The sequence below is a fragment of the Trinickia caryophylli genome (assembly GCF_034424545.1).
In the GTDB taxonomy this organism is placed as follows: Bacteria; Pseudomonadota; Gammaproteobacteria; order Burkholderiales; family Burkholderiaceae; genus Trinickia; species Trinickia caryophylli.
This window is the reverse complement of record NZ_CP139970.1, coordinates 3519262-3546085: the sequence shown is the minus strand read 5'-3', so window position 1 is coordinate 3546085 and position 26824 is coordinate 3519262. Positions and strand designations below refer to the sequence as shown.

The 26824-nt window shown below is 65.9% G+C and carries 21 protein-coding genes; 8 read left to right on the top strand and 13 right to left on the bottom strand.

What is annotated here, in order from left to right; all coding sequences use genetic code 11:
• Positions 1 to 57: 57 nt before the first annotated feature.
• On the bottom strand, positions 58 to 1155 hold the full coding sequence (locus tag U0034_RS16065; protein WP_085226677.1) for a substrate-binding domain-containing protein: 1098 nt from the start codon (positions 1153 to 1155) through the stop codon (positions 58 to 60).
• A 131-nt stretch (positions 1156 to 1286) separates the two neighbouring features.
• Between U0034_RS16065 and U0034_RS16060 the strand changes: the two genes are divergently transcribed.
• Genes U0034_RS16060 through U0034_RS16045 form a run of 4 tightly spaced genes read left to right on the top strand, consistent with a single transcriptional unit; the run spans position 1287 to position 6643 of the window.
• The gene (locus U0034_RS16060) at positions 1287 to 1805 is read left to right on the top strand and encodes an NAD(P)H-dependent oxidoreductase subunit E (protein WP_085226675.1); all 519 of its coding nucleotides are present in this window, start codon (positions 1287 to 1289) and stop codon (positions 1803 to 1805) included.
• A complete protein-coding gene (locus U0034_RS16055; RefSeq protein ID WP_085226673.1) occupies positions 1802 to 3391 on the top strand; it encodes a formate dehydrogenase beta subunit in 1590 nt (529 codons plus the stop codon). Before U0034_RS16060 ends, U0034_RS16055 begins: the two co-directional genes overlap by 4 nt.
• Before the next feature lie 18 nt (positions 3392 to 3409).
• Positions 3410 to 6358, top strand: a complete 2949-nt coding sequence (gene fdhF / locus U0034_RS16050; protein ID WP_085226671.1) for a formate dehydrogenase subunit alpha — start codon at positions 3410 to 3412, stop codon at positions 6356 to 6358.
• 42 nt (positions 6359 to 6400) lie between these two features.
• Positions 6401 to 6643 (top strand): formate dehydrogenase subunit delta, encoded by a 243-nt coding sequence (locus U0034_RS16045; protein WP_085226669.1) that lies wholly within the window; start codon positions 6401 to 6403, stop codon positions 6641 to 6643.
• Between the two features lie 64 nt (positions 6644 to 6707).
• Here U0034_RS16045 and U0034_RS16040 read toward each other — a convergent pair whose 3' ends face one another.
• Entirely contained in the window at positions 6708 to 8438 is a 1731-nt protein-coding gene (locus U0034_RS16040) for an FAD-dependent monooxygenase (RefSeq protein ID WP_085226667.1), read from the bottom strand.
• A 207-nt stretch (positions 8439 to 8645) separates the two neighbouring features.
• On the opposite strand from U0034_RS16040, the gene U0034_RS16035 reads away from it, so the two are divergent.
• Positions 8646 to 10571, top strand: a complete 1926-nt coding sequence (locus U0034_RS16035; protein WP_085227236.1) for a tetratricopeptide repeat protein — start codon at positions 8646 to 8648, stop codon at positions 10569 to 10571.
• Between the two features lie 7 nt (positions 10572 to 10578).
• Here the strand turns inward: U0034_RS16035 and tcuC are convergent, their stop codons facing one another.
• The 3 genes from tcuC to uvrC form a co-directional block, all read right to left on the bottom strand.
• A complete protein-coding gene (tcuC, locus tag U0034_RS16030; RefSeq protein WP_085226665.1) occupies positions 10579 to 11883 on the bottom strand; it encodes an MFS transporter in 1305 nt (434 codons plus the stop codon).
• Positions 11884 to 12050: 167 nt separating this feature from the next.
• Positions 12051 to 12647 carry a CDP-diacylglycerol--glycerol-3-phosphate 3-phosphatidyltransferase gene (gene pgsA, locus U0034_RS16025; RefSeq protein ID WP_085226663.1) on the bottom strand — a complete coding sequence of 199 codons (597 nt, stop codon included), beginning with the start codon at positions 12645 to 12647 and terminating at the stop codon, positions 12051 to 12053.
• Between the two features lie 139 nt (positions 12648 to 12786).
• The gene (uvrC, locus tag U0034_RS16020; RefSeq protein ID WP_085226661.1) at positions 12787 to 14913 is read right to left on the bottom strand and encodes an excinuclease ABC subunit UvrC; all 2127 of its coding nucleotides are present in this window, start codon (positions 14911 to 14913) and stop codon (positions 12787 to 12789) included.
• Between the two features lie 99 nt (positions 14914 to 15012).
• Between uvrC and earP the strand changes: the two genes are divergently transcribed.
• The 3 genes from earP (at position 15013) to U0034_RS16005 (ending at position 18534) form a co-directional block, all read left to right on the top strand.
• Complete coding sequence (gene earP / locus U0034_RS16015; protein ID WP_085226659.1) at positions 15013 to 16191, top strand: elongation factor P maturation arginine rhamnosyltransferase EarP; 1179 nt, start codon at positions 15013 to 15015, stop codon at positions 16189 to 16191.
• A gap of 94 nt (positions 16192 to 16285) precedes the next feature.
• Positions 16286 to 16843 (top strand): elongation factor P, encoded by a 558-nt coding sequence (gene efp / locus U0034_RS16010; RefSeq protein ID WP_085227235.1) that lies wholly within the window; start codon positions 16286 to 16288, stop codon positions 16841 to 16843.
• A gap of 311 nt (positions 16844 to 17154) precedes the next feature.
• Positions 17155 to 18534 carry a sigma-54-dependent transcriptional regulator gene (locus U0034_RS16005; protein ID WP_085226657.1) on the top strand — a complete coding sequence of 460 codons (1380 nt, stop codon included), beginning with the start codon at positions 17155 to 17157 and terminating at the stop codon, positions 18532 to 18534.
• Positions 18535 to 18577: 43 nt separating this feature from the next.
• Here U0034_RS16005 and nagZ read toward each other — a convergent pair whose 3' ends face one another.
• From nagZ to lepA, 8 genes are all read right to left on the bottom strand, one after another.
• Complete coding sequence (gene nagZ / locus U0034_RS16000; RefSeq protein ID WP_085226654.1) at positions 18578 to 19606, bottom strand: beta-N-acetylhexosaminidase; 1029 nt, start codon at positions 19604 to 19606, stop codon at positions 18578 to 18580.
• Between the two features lie 94 nt (positions 19607 to 19700).
• On the bottom strand, positions 19701 to 20216 hold the full coding sequence (gene acpS / locus U0034_RS15995) for a holo-ACP synthase (protein ID WP_233212097.1): 516 nt from the start codon (positions 20214 to 20216) through the stop codon (positions 19701 to 19703).
• A gap of 10 nt (positions 20217 to 20226) precedes the next feature.
• Positions 20227 to 20991: a pyridoxine 5'-phosphate synthase gene (gene pdxJ, locus U0034_RS15990; RefSeq protein WP_085226652.1), complete on the bottom strand. Its 765-nt coding sequence runs from the start codon at positions 20989 to 20991 to the stop codon at positions 20227 to 20229.
• Positions 20988 to 21821: a DNA repair protein RecO gene (gene recO, locus U0034_RS15985; RefSeq protein WP_085226650.1), complete on the bottom strand. Its 834-nt coding sequence runs from the start codon at positions 21819 to 21821 to the stop codon at positions 20988 to 20990. Before recO ends, pdxJ begins: the two co-directional genes overlap by 4 nt.
• Positions 21808 to 22671 (bottom strand): GTPase Era, encoded by an 864-nt coding sequence (gene era / locus U0034_RS15980; protein ID WP_085226648.1) that lies wholly within the window; start codon positions 22669 to 22671, stop codon positions 21808 to 21810. The genes recO and era overlap by 14 nt, the downstream gene beginning before the upstream one ends.
• A gap of 100 nt (positions 22672 to 22771) precedes the next feature.
• On the bottom strand, positions 22772 to 23995 hold the full coding sequence (gene rnc / locus U0034_RS15975; protein WP_085226646.1) for a ribonuclease III: 1224 nt from the start codon (positions 23993 to 23995) through the stop codon (positions 22772 to 22774).
• 123 nt (positions 23996 to 24118) lie between these two features.
• A complete protein-coding gene (lepB, locus tag U0034_RS15970; protein ID WP_085226644.1) occupies positions 24119 to 25012 on the bottom strand; it encodes a signal peptidase I in 894 nt (297 codons plus the stop codon).
• A 17-nt stretch (positions 25013 to 25029) separates the two neighbouring features.
• The gene (gene lepA, locus U0034_RS15965; RefSeq protein WP_085226642.1) at positions 25030 to 26823 is read right to left on the bottom strand and encodes a translation elongation factor 4; all 1794 of its coding nucleotides are present in this window, start codon (positions 26821 to 26823) and stop codon (positions 25030 to 25032) included.
• Position 26824: the final 1 nt, after the last annotated feature.

Below are 26824 nucleotides of genomic sequence, written 5' to 3'. Positions count from 1 at the left end.
CGCGCCGCATTACCCCAGTAACATTGCGCGCCCCTGAATAACAGCATCGGGCGTATCTCACTCCGGCGCCGCCCCCGCCTTGGGCATCCCGCGCAGGCCATGGGGAATGTCGATGAGCGAGCCGCATTCGGCCGGATCGTAGCCCTCGAGCCGAGACACCCCGGCGCGAAAGCCCTCGCTGCGCAGCACCTGGAGCGCTGCGGCGAGCGGGCCCGCCTCGAGCCGGGCGCGCTCGCAGGCGAAGTAATAGTCTTCATCGACGATCGGGATGAAGTCGAGACCGAAATGGTGCGCCGCGGGTGCGACGCCAAAGCCTACATCGGCCATCCCGCTCGCGACGAAGGCCGCAATGGCCGTGTGCGTGAGCTCGGTCGACGCGTAGCCGTCGATACGCTCGGGATCGACACCTGCTCGCCGCAACTCGAGGTCGATCAAAAGACGCGTGCCGGAACCGGGCTGCCGGTTGACGAAGCGCACGTCGCCGCGCGCGAGGTCCTCGAGACCCTGCACGCCCTTGGGGTTTCCCTTCGCGAGAAAGAGCCCCTGCTTGCGACGCGTCAGATAAACGAGCACATGGCGGCGCGGATCGAGCCAGCGCCGGTAGATGTCGGCGCAAAGCTCGCGAAATGCTCCACGCGGCAAATGAAAGCCGGCGAAGTCGCACTCGCCGCGCGCGAGCGCCGCCACCGCCTCGGCGCTTTCCCGATACTTGATGTCGACGGCCGCCGGATCGCGGCCGCCCAGTTCCGCCACGAGCGCCGCCACCGCGTAGCCGTGCGATGCGTGAATCCGCACGGCCCCGACCCGGCCCAGATGCCGGTTCAACTCGTCGGCCACTTCACTCGCCAGCATTTGCATCGAGCCGTCGAGCCGCTCGGCGCAAAGCCGCTGCGCGCGTACGACCGCATGGCCAAGATCCGACAGCGCCGAGCCCTTGCCGCGCTCCTTGGCGATGAGGTCGCCGCCCAGGCGCGCCTCGAACAGCCGCAAAAGCCCCCAAGCATGCCGGTACGAAAGGCGGCTTTGCTCCGCCGCCTGCGCAATGCTGCCCGTTTCGTCGACGAGCGCAAGCAACGGCACGATGTCCGTAAGGCTCGCCTCCCGCCCGGCACTATCGCGGATGATCAATTCAGTGACGCATCGGATCTCGATCATTTATGTAGTCCAATTTCCTATTGCATATCAGAAAGCACGGGCCTATCGTTCAAGCACAAACGGAAAAAACCCAGCATATATGTGCGCCATATGAGGATCAAGTGCATATTGCGGCTGGAAGGAGACCCCACTTGGAACAAGCAAGCCCTCAGGCGCCGGACGAACTCGTCCGCCGGCATGTCAAGCCGGGCGCATCGCTCGTTGCGGTGCTGCACGCGATTCAGGACGAAGCCGGCTTCGTCCCTCCCGAGACGCTCCCTCCTCTCGCCCGGGCGATGAATCTTTCGCGCGCGGAAGTGCATGGCGTGCTGACTTACTACCATCATTTCCGCTCCACGCCGCCCGCGCGCGTCGCCGTCGCGCTGTGCCGCGCCGAAGCGTGCCGCAGCATGGGCACCGAAGCACTCGCGCAGCATGTCGAATCGCGTACGGGCTGCCGCTTCGACCAAAAGCACGAGAAACGCGAGCAGCATGCACATGACGACGTCGAACTCGAGTCGGTCTACTGCCTCGGCCAGTGCGCGCTCTCGCCGGCCATGACGATCAACGGCACGCTGTACGCCAAAATGACTCCGGCCAAATTCGACGCGCTTTTCGACGCTGCCTGCGCGCAAGCGGGCATTCCCGCCACCGACAAGGAGCCGGTATGAACACGTCCGCGACGACTCCCGAGCGCGCGGTGCGCGTATTCGTGCCGCGCGACTCCTCCGCGCTGGCGCTCGGCGCTGACGCCGTAGCCGAGGCGATCGTGCGCGAGGCCGCCGCGCTCGGCGCCGCCATCGAGCTCGTGCGTAACGGCTCGCGCGGGCTCCTGTGGCTCGAGCCGCTCGTCGAAATAGAAACGGCCGCCGGCCGCGTCGGCTACGGCAACGTGGAGGCGGCTGACGTTCCTTCGCTTTTCGAAGCCGGCTGGCTCGCCGGCGGCACGCACGCTCGCTCGGTGGGCGTCGTGGACGACATTCCCTATCTCAAGCGCCAGCAGCGGCTCACGTTCGCACGGCTCGGCATCACCGACCCGCTTTCCATCGACGATTACGTGGCGCACGAAGGCCTGGCGGGCCTGAAAGCGGCGCTCGCGATGGATGGCGACGCGGCCGTCGAGGCGCTCGTCGAATCGGGGTTGCGCGGCCGCGGCGGCGCGGCGTTCCCGGCCGGAATCAAATGGCGCACTGTACGCGCGGCGAAAGCAGCGCAAAAGTACGTAGTCTGCAATGCGGACGAAGGCGACTCGGGCACGTTCTCGGATCGTCTCGCCATGGAAGGCGACCCGTTCTGCCTGATCGAAGGGATGATCATCGCGGGCATCGTGACGGGCGCGACGAAGGGTTATATCTACGTGCGCAGCGAGTACCCGCACTCGATCGCCATGCTCGACGCCGCGATCGTGAAAGCGCGCGCGGCCGGCTGGCTCGGCGCGAGCGTGCTCGGCTCCGCGCACGCGTTCGAGCTCGAGGTGGCCAAGGGCGCGGGCGCTTATGTCTGCGGCGAAGAAACGGCACTGCTCGAATCGCTCGAAGGCAAGCGCGGCATCGTGCGCGCGAAGCCGCCGCTGCCAGCGCTGGCAGGTCTTTTCGGCCAGCCGACCGTCATCAACAACGTCATCACGCTCGCCACCGTGCCGATCATCTTCGCGCGCGGCGCCGCGTTCTATCGGGACTTCGGCATGGGCCGCTCGCGCGGCACGCTGCCGTTCCAGCTGGCGGGCAACATCAAGCAGGGCGGACTCGTCGAATTGGCGTTCGGCGTGACGCTGCGCGCGCTCATCGACGAATTCGGCGGCGGCACGGCGAGCGGCCGTCCCGCGCGTGCGGTGCAGGTCGGCGGCCCGCTCGGCACTTACCTGCCGGAAAGTCAGTGGGACATCCCGCTGGACTACGAAGCGTATGCGGCGGTAGGCGCCGTCGTCGGCCACGGCGGCATCGTCGTGCACGACGACACGTCGGATCTCGCCGACCTCGCGCAATACGCCATGCACTTTTGCGCGCTCGAATCGTGCGGCAAGTGCACACCGTGCCGCATCGGCTCCACGCGAGGCGTGGAAGTGATCCAGCGCATCCGCAACGGCGACCGGTCGGAAAAGCAGGTACAACTGCTGCGCGATCTGTGCGACACGATGGTCTCGGGTTCGCTCTGCGCGATGGGCGGCATGACGCCCTACCCCGTGCTCTCCGCGCTCAACCATTTCCCCGAAGACTTCGGTCTTCATCCTGTCCAGCCGAACGCGGCTGCGGCTTGACGATTGGAGTACCGACTCATGTCCGACGCATTCGCTCAATCCCCTCGTACGGCAACGACAGGTGGCTGCGGCTCCGGCCAGTGCGCCGGCAAGAGCGCGGCCATGCGCGCTCCGTTCGACGATACCGACTACGGTACGCCGCAGCGTCATGCCGATATCGACGTCACGCTCGAAATCGACGGCCGCTCGGTGACGGTCCCCGCCGGCACTTCGGTCATGCGCGCGGCGGTCGAAGCCGGCGTCAACGTGCCGAAGCTTTGCGCGACCGATTCGCTCGAGCCGTTCGGCTCGTGCCGCCTGTGCCTCGTCGAAATCGAGGGCCGGCGCGGCTACCCCGCGTCGTGCACGACACCCGTGGAAGCGGGCATGCGCGTGTCGACGCAAACGCCGCGTCTGCAGGACCTGCGCCGCAACGTGATGGAGCTTTACATCTCCGACCATCCGCTCGATTGCCTCACCTGCCCCGCCAACGGCAACTGCGAACTGCAGGACATGGCAGGCGTGGTGGGACTGCGCGAGGTGCGTTACGGCTTCGAGGGCGAGAATCACCTGAAGGACGTCAAGGACGAGTCGAACCCGTACTTCACCTACGATCCGTCGAAGTGCATCGTCTGCAACCGCTGCGTGCGCGCCTGTGAAGAAACACAGGGCACGTTCGCGCTGACGATCGCCGGACGCGGTTTCGATTCGCGCGTGGCCGCGAGCCAGAACGACCCGTTCATGGAATCCGAGTGCGTGTCGTGCGGCGCGTGCGTTGCCGCCTGCCCCACTGCCACGCTGATGGAAAAGAGCGTGACGGTGTTTGGCCAGGCCGAGCACTCGGTCGTCACGACCTGCGCCTATTGCGGTGTGGGCTGCTCGTTCAAGGCCGAAATGAAGGGCAGTCAGGTCGTGCGCATGGTGCCGCACAAGAACGGGCTCGCCAACGAAGGCCATGCCTGCGTGAAAGGCCGGTTCGCATGGGGCTATGCCACGCACAAGGACCGCATCACGAAGCCGATGATCCGGGCGAAGATCACCGATCCATGGCGCGAAGTGAGCTGGGACGAAGCGATCGCGCACGCAGCCTCCGAGTTCCGCCGCATCCAGGCCAAATACGGACGCGGCTCGATCGGCGGCATCACGTCCTCGCGCTGCACGAACGAAGAAACCTACCTCGTGCAAAAGCTCGTGCGGGCGGCCTTCGGCAACAACAATGTCGATACCTGCGCCCGCGTGTGCCATTCGCCGACGGGCTATGGCTTGAAGACGACACTCGGCGAGTCGGCCGGGACGCAAACCTTCGCCTCGATCAGCAAGGCCGACGTGATCATGGTGATCGGCGCAAACCCGACCGACGGCCACCCCGTGTTCGGCTCGCGCCTGAAGCGCCGCGTGCGCGAAGGGGCGAAGCTGATCGTAGCCGATCCGCGCCGCATCGACATCGTCGACGGCCCGCACGTGAAGGCCGACTATCACCTGCAGTTGCGTCCCGGCACCAACGTCGCGCTCGTCAATGCACTCGCGCACGTGATCGTGACGGAAGGGCTCGTGAACGAAGCGTTCGTCGCCGAACGGTGCGAGCCGCTCGCCTTCGAGCAATGGCGCGCGTTCGTTGCGAGCGGGGAAAACTCGCCGGAAGCCATGGAAGCGGTAACCGGCGTTCCGGCGCAGCAGGTGCGCGAAGCGGCCCGTCTCTACGCGACGGGCGGCAACGCAGCCATCTACTACGGCCTCGGCGTCACCGAGCACTCGCAGGGTTCGACGATGGTCATGGGCATCGCCAATCTGGCGATGGCCACCGGCAACATCGGTCGCGAAGGCGTGGGCGTGAATCCGCTGCGCGGTCAGAACAACGTGCAGGGTTCGTGCGACATGGGCTCGTTCCCGCACGAGCTGCCCGGCTACCGCCATATCGGCGGCGCCGAAGTCCGCTCGCAGTTCGAAGACGCGTGGCACGTACGGCTCGATCCCGAGCCGGGTCTGCGCATTCCGAACATGTTCGATGCGGCGCTCGACGGCAGTTTCCTGGGCCTTTACTGCCAGGGCGAAGACATCGTTCAGTCGGATCCGGACACGCAGCACGTGACGGCCGCGTTGTCGTCGATGGAGTGCATCGTCGTGCAGGACATCTTCCTGAACGAGACGGCGAAATACGCGCACGTGTTCCTGCCGGGCTCGTCGTTCCTCGAGAAGGACGGCACGTTCACGAACGCTGAGCGCCGCATTTCACGCGTACGGCGCGTCATGCAGCCGCTCGCCGGCTACGCCGACTGGGAAGTGACGCTCGAGTTGTCTCGCGCCCTCGGCTACGAAATGGACTACGCGCATCCGTCGGAGATCATGGACGAGATCGCAGCGCTGACCCCCACCTTCCACGGTGTCTCGTATGCGCTCATCGACGAACTCGGCAGCGTGCAATGGCCCTGCAACGAGGCAGCGCCGCAAGGCACGCCGACGATGCACGTGGACGCGTTCGTCCGCGGCAAGGGCAAGTTCGTGATCACCAAGTTCGTCGCCACGCACGAGAAGGTCACGCAGCGCTTCCCGCTACTGCTGACGACAGGCCGCATCCTGTCGCAGTACAACGTCGGCGCGCAGACCCGGCGCACGGAGAACGTGCACTGGCACCACGAAGATCAGCTCGAGATCCATCCGCACGACGCCGAGGATCGCGGCATCAAGACAGGCGACTGGGTGGGCATCCAGTCGCGCGCGGGGCAAACGGTGCTGCGCGCGCTCGTGACCGAGCGCATGCAGCCGGGTGTGGTCTACACGACGTTCCACTTCCCCGAGTCGGGCGCCAACGTGATCACGACCGACAGCTCCGACTGGGCCACGAACTGCCCCGAGTACAAGGTGACGGCCGTGCAGGTGCTGCCGGTGCAGCAGCCTTCGGAATGGCAGCAGCAGTACTCGCGCTTCAGCGAAACGCAGCTTGCGCTGCTGCGCGAGCGCGAGCAGGCGCTCGCCAGCACGGGCAAGTGAGGTATAAGACGCGACGGCGACCCACAAACCAGGATCAGCACGATGAACGAGCACCATTTGATCGACATGGCGAACCGCATCGGCGAGTTCTTCGAGTCGATGCCCGACCGCGATGAAGCCACTGCCGGCATCGCCGATCACATCCGGCGTTTCTGGGATCCGCGCATGCGGCGCGTCATCCTCGCCGTGCTCGACGATCCGGCCGCGAGCGCCCCGCTCCTGCCGATCGTTCGCGAAGCACTGGAGCACGCGCGCGCCGAACTGACACCGGACAAGGCCGCGTAAGCGCGCTGCGCGCCGCAAGCAGCCTGTATCTCACCGCGCGCAGTGCCCCACGGCCTGCGCCTCGTCAGCCGTACTGCCGCGACGATGAGAACCAGTTCTCGCAGTGCCGCGCGAGCGCGTTGACGTCCGAGGCGGGCCGTCCGCGCGCGCAGATATAGCCGTCGGGGCGCAGCAGGTAGAACGCGGGGCGCGTACGTCCATAAGCCTCGGTAAGCGGCGTGCCGCCGCCGTTCGCCGCATCGGTCACGCGCCAGATCCGCACAGCGCTGCCCAATATTGCCTCGACAGCGGTCGCGAGCCGCTCGAGCTCGGGATCGGCCGGGATCGATTCGGGCGCCAGCGCGCCGGTGGCATCGAAGAGCGCCTGGCCGTCTTTCGGCGGCGCGACGAGCAGAAACAGCGAAAAGAACGCCGGATCGTGCAGATCGAAGATGCAGCCGGTCCCGGGCGCGCGTCCGAGCGGCCCGTCGATCACGTGCACGAGCGCATCGGGGGCGCGCTCGCCCGCGCGCGGGCCACCGTCGAGCACGCGCTCGAGCGTGAGCGGACTGCGCCGGTACTGGACCGAAAGTTCGCTCACCATGAGGCGCGCCGCGTCGCGCAACGGCCCGAACGCGGCCAGCACCGGCATCGCGCGTTCGCGCAGCAGCTTCAACGGCCCGCGCTCGGCTTCGGCCATCTGGGTGATGAAAGTCGTTTGCCGCAATACGTCGCGCTCGATCGGATGACGCTCGGTCTGATAAGTGTCGAGCAGTTGCTCCGCGCCCTGCCCGCTTAGCACGCGCGCGAGCTTCCACCCGAGATTGAACGCTTCCTGAATCCCCGTGTTCATGCCCTGCGCGCCCGCCGGGCTGTGCACGTGGGCGGCATCTCCGGCCAGAAAGACGCGTTGCACGCGCAGCTTCTCGACCATGCGGCTTTGCACGCTGAAGTACGACGACCATTCGAGCGCGGACAGCTCGAGCGGATGGCGAATGCGCCGCGCCGCCGCCGCGCGCAGCCGGTCGAGGCTCGGGCCGCCGCCCGTATCGAGGCCGGTGTCGGCATGAAAGCCATGATCGTTGCCGTTCGGCACCGGAGAAACCTCGGCCTCGGTCGCGGACTCGGGATGATCGGCGATGAAGCGATGCCGGACCGGGCTCAGCGGCAGCAGCGCCGCAAGGCCCTCTCCCGACGCGAAGATATGAAACTCGTCGCTCGACAGGTCGGAATCGGCATGCAGATCGGCGAGCATGAAGGTCTGTTCGAGCGCCTTGCCCGCAAAATTGAGCCCGAGCAGGTGACGCACGCTGCTGTGCGCGCCATCGGCGGCGACCACGTACGCGGCATGCGCCGTCTCCTGGCGCCCATCCGCGTGCAGAAGGTCTGCTTCGACGCGCGATGCGCCCTGGATCAGCCGCACGAGTTGCACGCCGCGCTCGACAGCCACGCCGAGGCCCGCCAGGTGCTCGGTCAGGAGCCGCTCGGTGACGGTCTGGTCGAGGCACAGCAGATAGGGGTAGCGCGTTTGCAGCGGATCGAAGTCGAGCCGCGCGAGCCTGTGGCCGTTCGAATAGAGATTGACCGCGCGCAGCCTGTGCCCCGCCTCGAGGAACGGATCCACGACGCGGTGCTGTTCGAAGAGCTCGAGCGTGCGCGCCTGGATGCCGATTGCGCGCGAGTGCTCGGCAGGCCGCGGCGCACGATCGATGACGCGAACGGGCACATGCGCGCGCGCGAGGCTCATCGCGGCCGCAAGCCCGGTTGGGCCCGCACCCACGATCAGCACCGGCTGCTCGTTCTGGGCGGCTGCCATGCTTTTCCTCCGGCGAACCAAAGAGGTAGTGTACGCCCGCACGGGCATGCGCTTCGGCATGGCGCGCGCGCGTTGCGACGCAGTGCAGCACTGCGAAGCGCGCACTCGGCATGCAATGCGGTACGCAAGGCCGGCTTGCACGCCGCACATTGGCTCGCGTGGCGGCGAGTGTGGGAAAATGGCGCGTTTGCCGATCTTCGCGCCGTCATGGACTCTCTTTTTGCCCGCGCCTACGCGGCCCATCGTGACGGACGGCTCGCCGATGCCGAGCGCGATTACCGCGCCACGCTCGATGCCGAGCCCGCCCACGCCGATGCACTGCATCTGCTCGGCGTCCTGCGCCATCAGCAAGGACGTCATGCCGAAGCGGCCGATCTCGTCGGCCGTGCCGTGCAGTTGCGCCCGAACGATGCCGGCCTGCAGCTGAACCTCGGCAATGCACTGAAGGCACTGGGGCAGCTCGAGCCCGCCATCGAGCGGTTTCGCAATGCGCTCACGCTGGCGCCGGGATTCGCGCTGGCGCACTACAACCTCGGCAACGCCTATGCAGCGGCGGGACGGCACGGCGACGCGGTCGACCAGTTCGAGCGCTCGCTGCGTCTTGCGCCCGACGACGCGTCGATCTGGAACAACCTTGGCAACGCGCTGCACGCGACGGGCCGGCACGACGAAGCAATCGCGGCGTTCGAGCGCGCACTCGCGCTCCGCCCAGGCCACGCCGGCGCGCACAACAACCTCGGCATGGCGCTGGCCGCACTCGGGCGTGCCGACGATGCGCTCGCCCATTTCCAACTCGCCACGCAGGCCGAACCTCGCTTCATCGCGGCGCATTTCAACCTCGGCAATACGCTCGATGCGATCGGGCGGCACGCCGAAGCAGCAAGCGCCTATGCGGCGGCGCTCGCCCTGCACGCGCCGTTCCCGGCCGCGCTGCTCGGCCTCGGCAATGCTCTCTCGGCGCTGGGCCGGCATCAGGAAGCGATCGCGCCGCTCGAACGGGCTGTCGGGCTCGATCCGCGGCTGGCGTTCGCGTGGCTGAGTCTCGGCAATGCCCATCACGCACTGGGCGCGCACGGCGCGGCATTGCGCGCGTACGACCAGGCATTGCGCCTGCGCCCCGATCTGGCGGCGGCGCGGCTGAACCGCGCGCTGACGCGCCTGACCCTCGGCGATTTCACGCGCGGCCTGCCCGACTACGAAGCGCGCCTCGCGCTCGCCGCTGCGCCGGCACCGGAGGCGCCCGGCCGCACCGCGGCCGGCGCAACGTCGATTGCGGCGCTGCCTCGCTGGCAAGGCGAGCCGCTGGTCGAGCGCACGCTCGTGATCGTAGCCGAGCAAGGCTTTGGCGATACGCTGCAGTTCATGCGCTTCGTGCCGCTCGCGAGGATGCGAGCGGCACAGGTCGTGTTCGCCGTGCAGCCGGCCCTGTTGCCGCTCCTCGCGCCGCTCGGCGCATCGTGGCGCGTGCAGGTGGTGGACCGCGACGCGGCGCGCATCGACGCGCAGCTGCAATGCCCGCTGCTGAGCCTGCCGCTCGTACTCGGCATTGACCGCGAGGCCCTGGCAAGCGCGCGCCGCTATGTCGAGGTGCCCGCAGCCTATCGCCGCCGCTGGCGCGGCTCGCTCGGCGGCCCCGCGCGGCGCAAGGTCGGCATTGCGTGGTCGGGCCGCATCCAGGCGCAGGAAACACGCTCGATGCCGCTTGCCATGCTCGAACCGCTTTTCGCACTGCCCGACATCGACTGGATCGTGCTACAGCCGGACCTCTCGGCGCAGGAGACGCACATGCTCGATGCGCATCCACGCGCGCGATCGATCCATCGCTACGGCGGGCGCATCCGCGACTTCGCCGATACGGCTGCGATCGTCGACCGGCTCGATGCCGTCGTGTCGATCGATACGTCGATCGCACACTTGGCGGGGGCGCTCGGCAAGCCGCTCTGGCTGCTGCTGCCGTTCGCGGCGGACTGGCGCTGGTTTCTGCCGCCGCCGGGCACCCGGCGCGGGATGGATAGCGAGCCGAACGACTGGTATCCGAGTGCGAGAGTCATCCGGCAACCCGCGCCGGGGAATTGGGAAAGCGCGGTCGAAACGGCGGCCCGCCTGCTCGCGAACGACCTGGGCCGCGCATGATGCGCGCTCAGGCCTTGTAACGCTCCCGCGATTCGCGCGTGCGGTAAAGGCCGAGCGTGGCGACGAGTCCGCACAGCGCCGCAACCGACATCCACAGCCCCGGCGCCGCCTTGTTGCCCGTCTCATGGATGAGTAGCGTGGAGATCGCGGGCGTGAAGCCGCCTATCGTCGTGGCGAGGCTGTAGGCAAGCGAGAACCCCGCTGTTCGAACATGGCTCGGCATGACTTCCGTGAGCGCTACGACCATCGCGCCGTTGTAGCTGCCGTAAAGAAAGGAGAGCCAGAGTTCGACCGCGAGCAGGCGCAGGAACGACGGCTCGCCAACGAGCCACTGCACAGCCGGGTAGGCCGTGAGCACGGTCAGCAGCGTGAAGACGATCAGCACGGGGCGGCGGCCGACCTTGTCCGAAACCGCACCCATGACAGGCAGCCAGACCAGATTCGAAAGGCCGATGCAGACGGTCACGACGAGCGTATCGATCGCCGACAGCTTGAGCACTTCCTTGCCGAACGTCGGCGTGTAGGCCGTGATCATGTAGAACGAGACCGTGGTCATGATGACCATGCCCATGCCGCCCAGCACGACGGGCCAGTTTTGCACGAGCGAGGCGAACACTTCGCTCATCGACGGCCGATGATGCCGGGCGAGAAACTCGTCCGTCTCCTTCAGCGAGCGACGGATCAGAAAAAGGAATGGGACGATCAGGCAGCCGATCAGAAACGGGATACGCCAGCCCCACGCCGCCACCTGTTCGGCCGGCAGCCACTCGTGCAGGATCACGCCGAGCAGGGCGGCGAAGACGACGGCTACCTGCTGGCTGCCCGATTGCCACGAGCAGTAAAAACCGCGATGGCCCTTGGTCGCAATTTCGGCGAGATAGACCGATACGCCGCCGAGTTCGACCCCTGCGGAGAACCCCTGCAGCAAGCGCCCGAACAGCACGAGCACGGGCGCAAGCATACCGATCGTGGCGTAGCCTGGCACGGCGGCCACGGTCAACGTGCCGAGCGCCATGAGGCCGAGCGTCAGAATGAGCCCCTTGCGGCGGCCATGCTGATCGATATACGCACCGAGCACGAGCGCGCCGAGCGGACGCATCATGAAGCCGGCGCCGAACACCGAAAGCGAGAGCATCAGCGAGACAAAATCGTTGCCGCTCGGGAAATAGGTCTTCGCAATGGCCGAGGCGTAATAGCCATAGACCATGAAGTCGTACATTTCGAGGAAATTGCCGCTGACAACGCGAAAGACGGTGCGAACCTTCGATTCCTGCTTCGAAGGCTGCTGCAATGTGGAAGACGCAGTGGACATGAAACTCTCGGAAGACGGGCGACCGCCCGGCCGAAGCGGACAGAAGCGGGCCGAAGCGGATCAAAGCCGACCGCATCGAAGCCGCAGGCGGCCACGAAAACGAGGCGCGTATGGAAAAGCGCCTGCCGGGCCAAGGGGCCGGGCAGGCGCCATCATACTTCAGCCGCTCAAAGCACGCCGCCGCGTTCGCGAATCTGGGGCCACGCAAGCTTCATGTAATAAAGCATCGACCAAATGGTGAGCACGGCCGCGAGATAAATCAACCAGATACCCCATACGCGCGTGTCGACCGTCGGCCCGGTTGCACCCAACCGGACGGGGCCGTAAAAGAGCAGCATCGGAATCGCCACCATCTGGCAGGCCGTCTTGAATTTACCAAGCTGATTGACGGCGACGCTCTTCGATGCGCCGATCTGCGCCATCCATTCGCGCAGCGCCGAGATGGCGATTTCGCGGCCGACGATGACGAGCGCGATCGCCGCCTCGATCCGCGCGAGCTGCACGAGGATCAGCAGCGCCGCGGTCACCATGAGCTTGTCGGCCACGGGGTCGAGAAACGCGCCGAAGGCCGAGGTCTGGTTCCACTTGCGCGCCAGATAACCGTCGAACCAATCGGTTAGCGCAGCCAGGACGAAGATCGCGGCGGCGGCCACGTTGCGATGCGGGCCGTCCATGAATGTGTCCGGCAGGTAGAACACGCCGACGACGAGCGGAATCAACACGATCCGCAACCACGTCAGAAAAATCGGAAAGTTGAACGGCATGGGGGATTGGCCGGACGGCGAGCGAGAGTGAACAAACGGGCAGACGCCATTTTGCCGTGTCGACGACCCCGCCACAAGCCGAGCTGTTGCAAGCTCAGCCGCCGGGCAGCCGAGGCCGCCGCGCGCCGGCCGGCCTCCCTCAATGCAATTGGCGATAGATCTGCTCGGCAAGGGTGCGTGAGATCCCTTCCACGCTCGCAAGCTCCTCGACGCTTGCCGCGACGACGCCGCGCAGGCCGCCGAAGCGCGCGAGCAGGCGCTGCCGGCGCTTGGCGCCGACGCCTTCGAGTTCCTCCAGCCGCGAGGTCTGGCGGGCTTTGGCGCGCTTGGCGCGCATGCCCGTGATGGCAAAGCGGTGCGCCTCGTCGCGAATCTGTGCGACGAGCATGAGCGCGGCGCTTTCCTTGCCGAGTTCGAGCGGCGCCCGCCCATCGGCGAAAACGAGCGTTTCGAGACCGACCTTGCGCCCCTCGCCCTTGGCCACGCCGACGATGATCGAACGATCGAGCCCCAGCTCCGTGAACACCTGCCGCGCGATTTCGACCTGGCCCTTGCCGCCGTCGATCAGCACGATTTGGGGCAAGAGGCCGCCTGCCGCCACGGGCTCGGCCGAATCGGCCGCGAGCTCGGGTTGCGCGGCCGCATCGGGCTGCAGTTCGACAGCCCGGTCAGCGGCGTTGCCGGCCGCCGATTCGACGAGTTTCTCGTAGCGCCGCGTGAGCACCTGGCGCATGGCGGCGTAGTCGTCGCCGGGCGTGATGCCGGTGATGTTGTAGCGCCGGTACTCGCTCGACTGCATCTTGTGGTCGCGGTAGACGACGCACGAGGCCTGGGTCGCTTCGCCCATCGTGTGGCTGATGTCGAAGCATTCGATGCGCAGATGCGTCAGATCTTCGCACTCGAGGCCGAGCGTATCGGCGAGCGAGCGCGTGCGCGCCTGCTGGGAGCCCTGCTCGGAGAGCAGGCGCGTGAGCGCGAGCCGCGCATTTTGCTCGGCCATGCCGAGCCAGACGCGCCGCTGACCCTGCGGCTGGCGCACGATGGCGACCCGGTAGCCCGCCTGTTCGGAAAGCAGCTCGGCGAGCCCCGGAGTGGCAAGCGCATGACTGAGAACGAGCACGGGCGGAATACGGTTGCCGAGATAATGCTGGGCGACGAACGCCTCGAGCACCTGCGTCTCGATCTCGACGAACGCGGCCGGCGCGGACGGCTCGCTCGCACCTCGAGCGTCCCCGTCGCCACCGCCTTCCATCACGGCGCGCTCTTCTGCTTGCGCCCCGTGCGCCCCCCGGCTGCCTTCGGCCGCGGCACCGTCATCCAATTCATCGCGCTCCGCGGCCTCGAGTGCGGCCTCGAGTGCGGCCTCTTCGCCTGCAATCGCGCTCTCGACGTGCGCGGGAAAGTAGGCTTTGTCGCCAAGATGCCGCCCGCCGCGCACCATCGCGAGGTTGACGCACACGCGGCCGCCCTCGGCAACGGCAGCAAGGATATCGACGTCGCTGTCGCTGCCGACCTCGATGGCCTGCTGATGCAAGACGGTCGCGAGCGAGCTCATCTGATTGCGCACGGCGGCGGCCTGCTCGAACTTCAGTTCGGCGGCGAACCCGTGCATCTTCGTTTCGAGCTCCTTCATGACCTCGCTTTGCCGGCCGAGCAGGAATCGCGAAGCGTTTTGAACGTCGCGCGCGTAATCCTCCTCGCTGATCGCGCCGACGCAAGGCGCGGTGCAACGGGCAATCTGGTGCAGCAGGCACGGCCGCGTGCGATTGTTGAAAACCGAGTCCTCGCAGGTGCGCAGCTGGAACACGCGCTGCAGGATCTGGATGCTCTCGCGTACGGCCCAGGCGCTCGGAAACGGTCCGAAGTACTGGTTTTTCTTGTCGACGCCCCCCCGGTAATACGCCATGCGCGGAAACTTGTGGCCCGTGAGCTTCAAGTAGGGGTACGACTTGTCGTCGCGAAAGAGAATGTTGTAGCGCGGCGCGAGCGCCTTGATGAGATTGTTCTCGAGCAGCAGCGCCTCGGCCTCCGAGCGTGTCACCGTCGTTTCGATGCGCGCGATGCGCGTCACCATCATCGCAATGCGCGGCGACAGCAGCGTCTTCGTGAAATAGCTCGATACGCGCTTTTTGAGGTCGCGCGCCTTGCCGACGTAGAGCACCTCGCCGGATTTGTCGTAATAGCGGTAGACGCCCGGCAGATGCGGCAGTTGCGCGAGGGTCGGCTTCGGTTCGAAAACGGGTTCGGGAGCGTGCGGTTCGGTCATGCGGATGTCGGAGCCATGCGGCGCGCGGTGCGTCGGCCTGCTTTAGAATCGCAAGTTTAGAACATTTGGGCCGGCGCCCGGTCCGCCCGCCCCACCCCGATGTCCGCCGCCACGCCAGCCGCCCGCGCACCGCAGATCGCCTGCGACATCTTTTGCGCCGTTATCGACAATTTCGGCGACGTGGGCGTGTGCTGGCGGCTCGCGCGCCAACTCGCCGCCGAACAAGGCTGGCAGGTGCGCCTCTACGTCGACGACCTCCACACTTTCGCGCGGCTCGAGCCGGCACTCGACGTCTCGCTCGTTCGCCAGACCTGCCACGGCGTCGCGATCGAGCACTGGCGCGAACCGCTCCACGCGGGCGACATGCTCGAGGTGGCCGACGTCGTCATCGAGGCGTTCGCCTGCGAACTGCCGTCCGGCTATGTCGCGGCCATGGCCCGACGCGAGCGCGCGCCGGTGTGGATCAACGTCGAGTACCTCAGTGCCGAAGACTGGGTCGCGGAGTTTCATCTGAAACCATCGCCGCATCCGCGCTACCCACTGACGAAAACGTTCTTTTTTCCCGGTCTCGGCCCCGGTACGGGCGGCGTCCTCAAGGAGCGCGGTCTCGACGCCGCCCGTATGGCGTTCGAGGGATCCGGCGCGGCACGCGAGGCCTGGTGGCAACGCGCGACTTCCGGGCCGCCGCCGGCCGGCGATGCGACGGTCATCTCGCTTTTCGCCTATGAGAACCCGGCGGTCGATGTGCTGCTGGAGCAATGGCGCGACGGCACCGCACCGATCGTGTTGCTCGTGCCCGAGGGCCGCCTGTCGGGTGCGCTCGCGCGCTTTTACGGCTTGTCCTCTTTCGTCGCGGGCAGCATCGCCGAGCGCGGCAGCGTTCGCGCGCATGCGCTCCCATTCGTGCCGCAGTTGGAGTTCGACGCGCTGCTGTGGGCATCCGATGTGAACTTCGTGCGCGGGGAGGACTCATTCGTGCGGGCGCAGTGGGCCGAGCGGCCCTTCGTCTGGCACATCTACCCGCAGGCCGATGCGGCGCACCTGCCGAAGCTCGATGCGGCGCTCGCGCATTACGCGGCGGCGTTGCCGGCGCGCGCGCGCGCCGCGGTCGATCGTTTCTGGCACGCATGGAACGGGGCCGGAACACCCGACTGGGCGGACTTTTGGTCGCACCGCGCCGCCCTCCGGGCGCGCGGCCCGCAGTGGGCCGGCGAACTGGCGTTACTCGGCGATCTTGCCGCGAACCTAGCGCAGTTTGCAAAAAGCCAGTTAAAATAAGCGGTTATCTCCAACGGCGGTTCCTGGCGTGCTCGATGCCGCGATCGATGCCGTTGAACGACATGCACTTTTCATTTGCAAGGACAGTTTTTTTATGAAGACCGCACAGGAACTGCGTACCGGAAACGTCGTGATGATCGGTAACGACGCCATGGTCGTGCAAAAAGCCGAGTACAACAAATCGGGCCGCAACGCAGCCGTCGTCAAGATGAAGTTCAAGAACCTCCTCACGGGCGCCGGCATGGAAACGGTCTACAAGGCCGACGACAAATTCGACGTCGTGGTGCTCGACCGCAAGGAAGTCACCTACTCGTACTTCGCTGACCCGATGTACGTCTTCATGGATGCCGACTACAACCAATACGAAGTCGAGCAGGAAATGATGGGCGACGCCCTCAACTACCTCGAAGACGGCATGGCTTGCGAAGTCGTGTTCTACAACGACAAGGCCATCTCGGTGGAACTGCCGACCACGCTCGTACGTGAAATCACGTATACGGAACCGGCGGTCAAGGGCGATACCTCGTCGGGCAAGGTCCTGAAGACGGCCAAGCTCAACACCGGCTTCGAGCTCCAGGTACCGCTCTTTTGCAACATCGGCGATAAAATCGAAATCGATACGCGCACGCACGAATATCGCAGCCGCGCATAACGCGCGATGCGGCCGATGCCGGCGCGCGCACAGAAGTCGCCCGCTCGGTATCCGGGAAAGCGCCCCTTCGGGGCGCTTTTTTTTTCGTATGAGTCGTGTATGGTTAAGAAAACTTTACCGGTCGTTTTTTCCATTTTTTGTGGCCCCACTATGGGACCCTTGCGACAAGAAACCATAAGCCCTTGTATACAAAACAGAAAAATCGCTGGTGCGAAAGATGCTTGCCCGTTCCATCGGCCTTCGGGCCTGAAACGTTTTCGTCGCCGCGCCGTGCCTGGCCGACTCCTCGAATCTGATTGATAGCGCCCGCTATGCGACATGCTCTGATTGTCGAAGACGATCCCAACAGCTTGTCCGGCCTGTCCGCGATCGTTGCCGCCGACGGCTTTTCCGTCGACACGGCCGTCTCGCTCGCCGAAGCGCGCGCGGCGCTGAGCCGCTTCATTCCGGATGTCGTGCTGATCGATCTGAATCTGCCCGACGGTAGCGGCCTCGATCTCCTTTCGCACCTGCCGGCACAGCCCGACGGCGTGCTGCCCGTCATCGTGATGACCGGCAACGCCACCGTGGAGAGCGCTATCGAGGGCCTGCGTCACGGCATCTGGGATTATCTGCTGAAGCCCGTCAACATCCCGCGCCTGCGCAGTCTCCTTGCGCGGATTCCCCGCCCCTACGAGCTCACCGAGGAAGTTCAAACCTTGCGTGCAAAGCTGCGCCGCCTGGGCCGCTTCGGGCCCATGATCGGCCGCAGCGTGGCGATCCAGCACGTCTACGACACGATCGAGCGCCTCGCGCCAACGGAAGCCGCAGTGCTGATCTGCGGCGAAGCGGGCACCGGCAAGGAAGTCGCGGCGCGTACGCTGCACGAGATGAGCCGGCGCCGCAAAGGCCCATTCGTCGTGTTCGATTGCCGCACGCTCGCGCGCGAAGGTGGGGACCGCCCGCTCGACGCACTGCTCTTCGGGCAGGAGCCCGGCGCAGCGGCGGGTACGGAGCGGCGGGAGCCCGGCCTCATCGAACAGGCTGCCGGCGGCACCCTTTTTCTGGACGAAATTGCCGAGCTGCCATTGCCTCAGCAGGAGGCTTTGCGCAAAGCGCTCGATTCGCAGATGTACACGCGTGTCGGCGGCACGACGCAGGTGAGCCTCGATTGCCGTATCGTCGCGACGATGCGCAAGCCGCCGCGCGAGGCCGTTGCCGAGGGCACGCTGCGCGAGGACCTTTGGCTGCGGCTCGATGCCGCATCGATCGCGCTGCCGCCGCTACGCGAGCGCGACGACGATGCGGTGCTGCTCGCGGAAGCGCTCGTCGACGACCTGAACCGCGAGGTCAACGCGAGCGGCCTCGCGACCGTCAACAAACGCATCGGGCCGAACCTCGTGCGCGAATGCCTGAGCTACGACTGGCCCGGCAATGTACGCGAGCTTCATGAGCGCGTGCGCCGCGCCTACAACGTATCGGACGATATCGTCGACACCTTGCGCGCGGACGAAATGACGACGATCGGCGGGCGACGGTTGAACGGCGGCAGCGTGCAGGTTGCGGTGGGTACGCCGCTGTCGGACGTGGAGGATCTGCTGATCCGCGCCACGCTCGATGCGGTGGGCGGCACACGGCATCGCGCCGCCACACTCCTCGGCATCAGCCCCAAGACGCTCTACAACAAACTTCAGCGCATGAAGCTCTCGTGAGCGGGGCCGCCCGCCGGCGCGGGCTCCCGGCGGCGCATCGCGCTCAGCCGACGGTACGCCCGAGCAGTTCCAGGGCTTGTCGATAGCGAGGCTCGACCATGAGGTCGTCCCAGGCTGGCGCACCGCCTCGGCCGCGCATCCGCGCGATGCGGGCCGCGGACTCGCTCGACGTCGCATGCTGCAACTCGACGAGCACACGCTCGGCAGCCTCGGGTTGGTTGCAGATGAGCACCATGTCGCAGCCGGCCTCGAGCGCCGCCGCGGCCGCCTGGGTCAACGTCCCGCCCGCACGCGCCGCTTCCATCGAGAGGTCGTCGCTGAAAATCGCCCCCGTGAAGCCCAATTTGCCGCGCAGGATATCCTGCAGCCAAAGTCGCGAGAACCCTGCAGGTTTGCCGTCCACCTTCTCGTAGATAACATGGGCCGGAATCACGGCGTCCAGTGCCACGCCGAGCCAATCGTAGGGCATCGCATCGTCGCCGAGGATCGTTGCGAGCGGGCGGTCGTCCACCGGCAACGCCACATGAGAATCGGCGCTTGCCCAGCCGTGCCCCGGAAAATGCTTGCCGCAATTGCTCATTCCGGCGAGCGCGAGCCCGTGGGTGAGGCTCTTGGCCAACAGCGCGACGACACGCGGGTCGCGATGGAACGCGCGATTGCCGATCACCTGCGAGTGCCCGTAATCGAGATCGAGCACGGGCGTAAAGCTCATGTCGATGCCGACCGCGCGCAATTCGGCGGCCAGTACGTAACCGGTCGCCGTTGCCACCTTGGTCGCCAGCAGCACGTCCTCGTCCCATAGCTCGCCCAGGCGCCGCATCGGCGGCAACACCGTGAAGCCGTCGGTGCGGAACCGCTGCACACGGCCGCCCTCATGATCGACGGCGATGAGAATATCGTCGCGTACGGCTCGAATGGCAGCCGTCAGCGCCGCAAGCTGCGCACGGTTCTGGAAATGACGGGCAAAGAGGATCACGCCGCCCGTCATGGGATGGGACAGGCGCCGTATGTCGGCTTCGCCGAGGGCAGTGCCCTCGATATCGAGCATGATCGGTCCGGGAATGCACTTCATCGGTTGGCAGGTCGAGGGATCGCGAATGAGTGGATGAATGGCTTCGTGAAACAACGAGCTCGCGCAGGCTCCGGCCGGCGCGAGCCAGGCGGCATCAGTGCCCCGCCCGGCCCGCCTGGCCCATCTTGCCGCGCTTCACGGAGCGGCCGGCGGCGTCGGCGGCGTTGCCGCCGACGCTCGCTTTATCTTCGGTGGCGTCGCAGGCATTGCTCCTCTCGCTCGTTTCCGCCACAACGAACGTCACTGCATAATCGCGCTCGTCGCTGAGCGTCACGGTCGCGGTAATGCCACGTGCCGCGAGCCATTGCGCAAGCTCGCCGGACGCCACGACGAACGGCTTGCCGCTCGGCTCGTTGAGCGTTTGCACCGCGCGCCAGGTCATCGGCCAATGCATGCCGAGACCGATGGCTTTCGAGAACGCTTCCTTGGCCGAGAAACGCGTAGCGAGGTAAGCGAGCCCACGCGCCTCGGAACGTGCGCGGCGGGCGTGATAAACGCGCAACTCGTCGGGCCCGAGCACCTTCTCGGCAAAGCGCCCGCCCGTGCGCGACATCACGCCGGCGACGCGGCTCACCTGGACCAGATCCGTGCCGATACCGTAGATCGCCATGGCCGATCGCTCACCGAGCCGCGGCAAGCCGTGCCGCGACCATGATCGCCTTCATCTCGCGCACGGCGTTTTCCCAGCCGCAGAAGACAGCCTGAGCCACGATCGCATGACCGATGTTGAGCTCGACGATGCCCTCGATCGCCGCGATCTGCTGCACGTTCGTGTAATGCAGACCATGGCCCGCGTTGACCTTCAAACCCAGCGACGCGCCGAGCGCGACACCGCGCACGATCCGCTCGTATTCGGCGCGCTGCCCGGCCTCGTCGTGTGCATCGGCATAGCGGCCCGTGTGCAGCTCGATCACGGGGGCGCCCGCCTCCTGCGCCGCGCGGATCTGCGCCTCATCGGCGTCGATGAAAAGCGACACGCGCGAACCGGCATCGGCAAGTTGGCGGCAGGCCGCGCGAACAGCCTCGAAATGGCCGGCAACGTCGAGCCCGCCCTCGGTCGTCAACTCGCTGCGCTTCTCGGGCACGAGGCACACGTCGTGCGGACGCACCTCGCACGCGATGTCGAGCATCTCCGGCGTCACCGCGCACTCCAGGTTCATCCGGGTTTTCAGTTGCGGGCGCAGCGCGCGCACGTCGGCGTCGACGATATGGCGACGGTCCTCGCGCAGATGAAGGGTGATCGCATCCGCACCGGCATCTTCGGCGGCGAGCGCCGCGCGGATCGGGTCGGGGTAGCGCGTGCCGCGCACGTTGCGCAGCGTGGCGACGTGATCGATGTTGACACCGAGATCGATCACATTGGGAGACGTCAGAAAGAAGCTCATAGGTTCTGCAAGTCGATCAGAATCTGGCGCGTCGCGAGCGGCGCGCCACCGAGATAGATATTCAGCAAAAAGCGCATCAGCGCCTTGCTTTGCGCGACGGTCTGCACCCGATGGTAATCGTCGCTTTCCATGTCGAGCAACGTCTGACCCGAGACGATCGGCCAATGCGACGGCAACTCGGGCGCCGCCTCGCGCACGCCCCGCTCGGGATCGAAGACGTAGCGGCCTTCGGCCGTCACGGGTTTGCGCGCGACGGTACGCGCAAGCGACATCGCATAGCCGGTTTCGCGCAACAGCATACGCTCGAACGAGCGCAGCACCTGTGCGGCGGGCTCGTCGTGCGCAAGGCGCGTAAGGGTGACCACGTAATGATGGAAAAGCGGAGGGTGCGGGTCTTCGCGCGCGAGAAACTTCACGAGCAGTTCGTTGACGTAAAACCCGCTGAAGAGCGCATCGCCCGAGAGCGGCAGCATGCCGCCTACCCATTCGGCCCCCGTCAGCGTGCGCATTTCCGACTTGCCCGACCAGGACAACGCGAGCGGTTGGAACGTCTGCAGCACGCCGCGCAGGGCCGAATGCGGACGCTTGGCTCCCTTCGCCACGAGCGCGACGCGGCCGTGATCGCGCGAAAACACGTCGATCACGAGACTCGTCTCGCGATACGGATAGCTATGCAGGACGAACGCGGGCTGCTCGGCAATGCGATAGTCGGATGCACGCGCGCCCCCGCGCCGCGCGGCTTTGCGCGATTCCTTGGCCTCCGGCTCGGCCGGGGCCTCGCCGCCGTCGTCGGCGGCCACGACGTTCATGCAGGCGTCATTCGTAGCCATAGGCACGCAGCCCGGCTTCGTTGTCGGCCCAGCCGCTTTTCACTTTGACGAACGTCTCGAGGTAGACGGGCCCGCCGAAGAGCTTCTCCATGTCGAGCCGCGCCTCGGTGCTGATCTGTTTGAGCTTCGCACCCTTCTGGCCGATGATCATGGCCTTGTGCCCATCGCGATCGACGAGAATCGTTGCGAACACGCGGCGCAGGCGCCCTTCGGTTTCGAATTTGTCGATGAGCACCGTGCTCGTGTACGGCAACTCGTCGCCGGTCCAGCGGAACACTTTCTCGCGCAGGATCTCGGCTGCGAGAAAGCGCTCGCTGCGATCGGTCAGATCGTCTTCGCCGTAGATCGGCTCGCCCTCCGGCAGATAAGGCTTGAGCGTCGCGAGCAGATGCTCGATGTCTTCATGCCGCTTCGCCGAGAGCGGCACCACTTCCCGGAACTCACGCAGCGCGCCCATCTTTTGCAGGAACGGGAACAGCGATTTCTTGTCGGCTACGCGGTCGAGCTTGTTGGCGATCAAGAGCGTGGGTGCCGACGGCGGGATCAGATCGAGCACCTTTTGGTCGTCCGGGCCGAAGCGGCCCGCCTCGACCACGAACAGGACCGCATCGACGGAACTGAGCGTCGAGGTGACGGCCCGGTTCAGCGACCGGTTCAGTGCCCCGCTGTGCTGCGTCTGAAAACCCGGGGTATCGACGAAGATGAATTGCGCATCGTCGAAGGTATGGATGCCGGTAATGCGGTGGCGCGTCGTTTGCGCCTTGCGCGACGTGATGCTGATCTTCTGGCCGACGAGCGCGTTCATCAGCGTCGATTTGCCGACGTTGGGTCGGCCGACGATGGCGATCATGCCGCAGCGAAAGCCGGGGGAAATAGTTTCTGTCATGGTGCTGGCTGCGCAGAGGGGATGCGCTCCGGCACCGCATGGCGTGCCGGAGCGCGAAATTCGCTCATGAATGATCGGGTTCGGCCGCGCGCGGGCGCGCGCCCGCAGCCACGTCGGAAACGAGTTCGGCGTCGCCGCCCGACGCGCGCGGCGTCTCGGCCCTTGATGGCGCGCCCTTCGCGACCGCGTCGCTCTTCGCGCCGGGCTCGGCTTTCGAGGCGCTCTCGCCCCTGACGGGCTGCCCGATGGACTCGGCGGCAGCCCTGGTTGCCCCAGCGTCGGTACGGGGTGCCGGCTCGTCCTTCGACTGCCCCTCGCCCCTGGCCGGGGGTTCGCCTTTCGGCGTGCTCTCCCCCGCTCGCGGCGCCGGCTTGTGCTCCACGTGAGCGGCGCGGATCATCGCCGGCGGCACGGCGGCCGCGCGCTCGGCGCCAGCCTCCGGCGCGGGCACCGGCTTCGTATCGCCGCGCGGCGCCTTGTCCCGATCGGACTTGCGCTCGGGCGCGCGCAAATCGAGCGCCGCCTGCACGCCCTTCACGCCCGGCACGATTTCCGGCTCGACGTGCTTGCCGGTACGCGCGCTGCGCGAGCGCCTGGCCTTGACTTCCATGGCCGGCGCGCGCGCCATGACTTCGTCGAGCGCCTTCTTGGCGGCCGCCTGCTCGGCGGCGCGCCGGCTCGCCCCTGAGCCCGAGACCTTCACCTCGAGCTTCGGCACCGTGCACTCGACCTCGAACTGTTGATTGTGCGCCGCACCATGCGTGGCGACCACCGTATAGGTGGGCAATGCGATCTTGTGGCCCTGCAGGTACTCCTGCAGCAACGTCTTGGAATCCTTGCCGAGCGTGCGCGGATCGATGTGATCGAGGATTGGCACGTACAGGCGTTTGATGACACCCTGCGCCGCCTCGAAACCGCCATCGAGGAACACCGCCCCCAGCACAGCCTCGAAGGCATCGGCCAGGATCGAAGGCCGCCGGTAGCCGCCGCTGCGCAACTCGCCCTCGCCGAGACGCAACCCCTCGGCAATATTGAGGGCCTGAGCAATTTCGTAGAGCGATTGCTGCTTGACGAGGTTGGCGCGTACGCGCGAGAGGTCGCCTTCGTCGAGCTTGCCGAATCGCTGAAACAATAACGCAGCCACCGCGCAATTCAGAACGGAGTCGCCCAGAAATTCGAGCCGTTCGTTGTGCGAGGCACTATGACTGCGGTGAGTGAGGGCCTGGCGCAGTAATTCCGCATTGCGAAATTCGTAGCGCAACCGGCTTTCCAGCGGAGATAGCGGCATGTGCAGAGTATAACGCGCGCGTCAGCCCGTCCGGTTAGGCAGGGTTGACGCTCGGGGGAAGCGGGATCGAAGCAGGATCGAAGCGGGATCGAATGGCGCCGCGTGAGCGACGCCTCGTGCGGCTCATTGGAAGAAGCCGATACGCTTCAGATTACTGAAGTTCATCCAGATGAAGAACGCGCGGCCAACGATGTTGGCATCCGGCACGAAGCCCCAGTACCGGCTGTCGGCACTGTTGTCGCGGTTGTCGCCCATCATGAAGTAATGGCCGGGCGGCACCTTGCAGACGACTCCGCGGCTGTTGTACGAACAGTTGTCGCGATAGGGGTAGTCTTCCGCCCCAATGACAAAGGGCGGCACGGCGGGGTTGTTCAGAATCGCGTTCTTGCGGTCGCCGAACGCCTCTTCGAACTGCTTCGCATAGCCCACACGCTCCTCGTCGAAGTAGTCGGGCAGTGGCGTCTCGGTCACGGGCTTGCCGTTGATCGTGAGCTTCTTGTCTTCGTAAGCCACGACGTCACCCGGTAAACCGACCACGCGCTTGATGTAGTCGACCGACTCGTCTTTCGGGTAGCGGAACACCACGACGTCGCCACGCTGAAGCGGCCGGCCAGCCGTGATCTTCGTATTCACGATCGGCAGCCGCAGGCCGTAATCGAACTTGTTGACGAGGATGAAATCGCCGACGAGCAGCGTCGGCACCATTGAGCCCGACGGAATCTTGAACGGCTCGACGACGAACGAGCGCACGAGGAAAACGACCAGAATCACGGGGAAGAAACTGGCCGTGTACTCGAGCCACCACGGCTGGCGCAGCTTTTCCTCGCGCAGGCGTGCACGCGTTTGCGCCGCGTTTTCGTCGGCGAAGCGCGCATCGATGCGCGCTTGCTGGCGGTCGAACTCCGCGGCCGCCTCATCCGCCGCGCGACGCCGGCGGGGCAGAAACACCAGTTTGTCGGCAACCCACGCGAGGCCCGTCAAGATGACGAGCACAAACAGAATCAACGCGAAATTCATTTATGCGGAACCCTTTGTTATTTGTCTTCGACGCGCAAGATCGCGAGAAAGGCCTCCTGCGGGATTTCCACCGACCCCACCTGCTTCATTCGCTTCTTGCCTTCTTTTTGCTTTTCGAGCAGCTTCTTCTTGCGCGTGATGTCGCCGCCATAGCATTTTGCAAGCACGTTCTTGCGCAGCGCCTTGATGTTCTCGCGCGCGATGATATGCGCACCGATCGCGGCCTGGATCGCCACGTCGTACATCTGCCGGGGAATGATCTCACGCATCTTGGCGGCAACCTCGCGCCCACGGTATTGCGACTGCGAGCGGTGGACGATGACGGACAGCGCGTCGACCTTGTCGCCGTTGATCAGCATGTCGACCTTGACGACGTCCGACGCCCGGTACTCCTTGAACTCGTAATCCATCGAGGCGTAGCCGCGCGACACCGACTTCAGCCGGTCGAAGAAGTCGAGCACGATTTCCGCCATCGGGATTTCGTACGTGAGCTGCACCTGGCGGCCGTGATACTGCATGTTGATCTGCGAGCCGCGCTTTTGCGTGCACAGCGTGATGACCGACCCGACGTAATCCTGCGGCATATACAGGTTCACGGTGACAATAGGCTCGCGGATCTCGGCCGTCTTCGACGGATCAGGCATCTTGGCCGGGTTCTCGACCATGACCGTGGAGCCGTCGTTGAGCATGACCTCATAGACAACGGTGGGCGCCGTGGTGATGAGGTCCATGTCGAACTCGCGCTCGAGCCGCTCCTGCACGATCTCCATGTGCAGCAGGCCGAGAAAGCCGCAGCGAAAGCCGAAGCCGAGCGCCTGGGACACTTCGGGCTCGTACTGCAGCGAGGCGTCGTTGAGCTTGAGCTTTTCGAGTGACTCGCGCAGCGCATCGTACTGGTTCGCCTCGACCGGATAAAGCCCCGCGAACACCTGCGGCTTGACTTCCTTGAAGCCGGGCAGCGGCTCGGCGGCAGGCTTCGCGGCAAGCGTGACCGTATCGCCGACCTTGGCGGCCGTCAGTTCCTTGATGCCGGCGATGATGAAGCCCACCTGCCCTGCCGATAGCGACTCGAGGTTCTTCGACTTCGGCGTGAAGACCCCGATATGCTCGACCGGGTACTGCGCGTCGGTCGCCATCAGCTTGATCTTGTCCTTGGGCCGCAACGTGCCGTTGACGATGCGCACGAGCATGACCACGCCGACGTAGTTGTCGAACCATGAATCGATGATGAGCGCCTGCAGCGGTGCGTTGGGGTCGCCTTGCGGCGGCGGCACCTTGGCGATCAGCGCCTCGAGCACGTCCTCGACACCGAGCCCCGTCTTCGCACTGCAGCGCACGGCGTCGGCGGCGTCGATGCCGATGACGTCCTCGATCTCGGCGATGGCGTTCTCGGGGTTGGCGGCGGGCAGGTCGATCTTGTTGAGTACGGGCACGACCTCGACGCCGAGTTCGATCGCGGTATAGCAGTTCGCGACGGTCTGCGCCTCGACGCCCTGGCTCGCATCCACCACGAGCAGCGCGCCTTCACAGGCCGAAAGCGAGCGGCTCACCTCGTAAGAAAAGTCGACGTGGCCCGGCGTGTCGATCAGGTTGAGGTTGTAAACCTTTCCGTCACGCGCGCGATAGCTGAGCGCGGCCGTTTGTGCCTTGATGGTGATGCCGCGCTCGCGCTCGAGATCCATCGAATCGAGCACCTGCGATTCCATTTCGCGATCGGACAAGCCGCCGCAGAGTTGAATAATGCGATCGGCGAGCGTCGACTTGCCGTGGTCGATGTGCGCAATGATCGAAAAGTTGCGAATATGATCCATT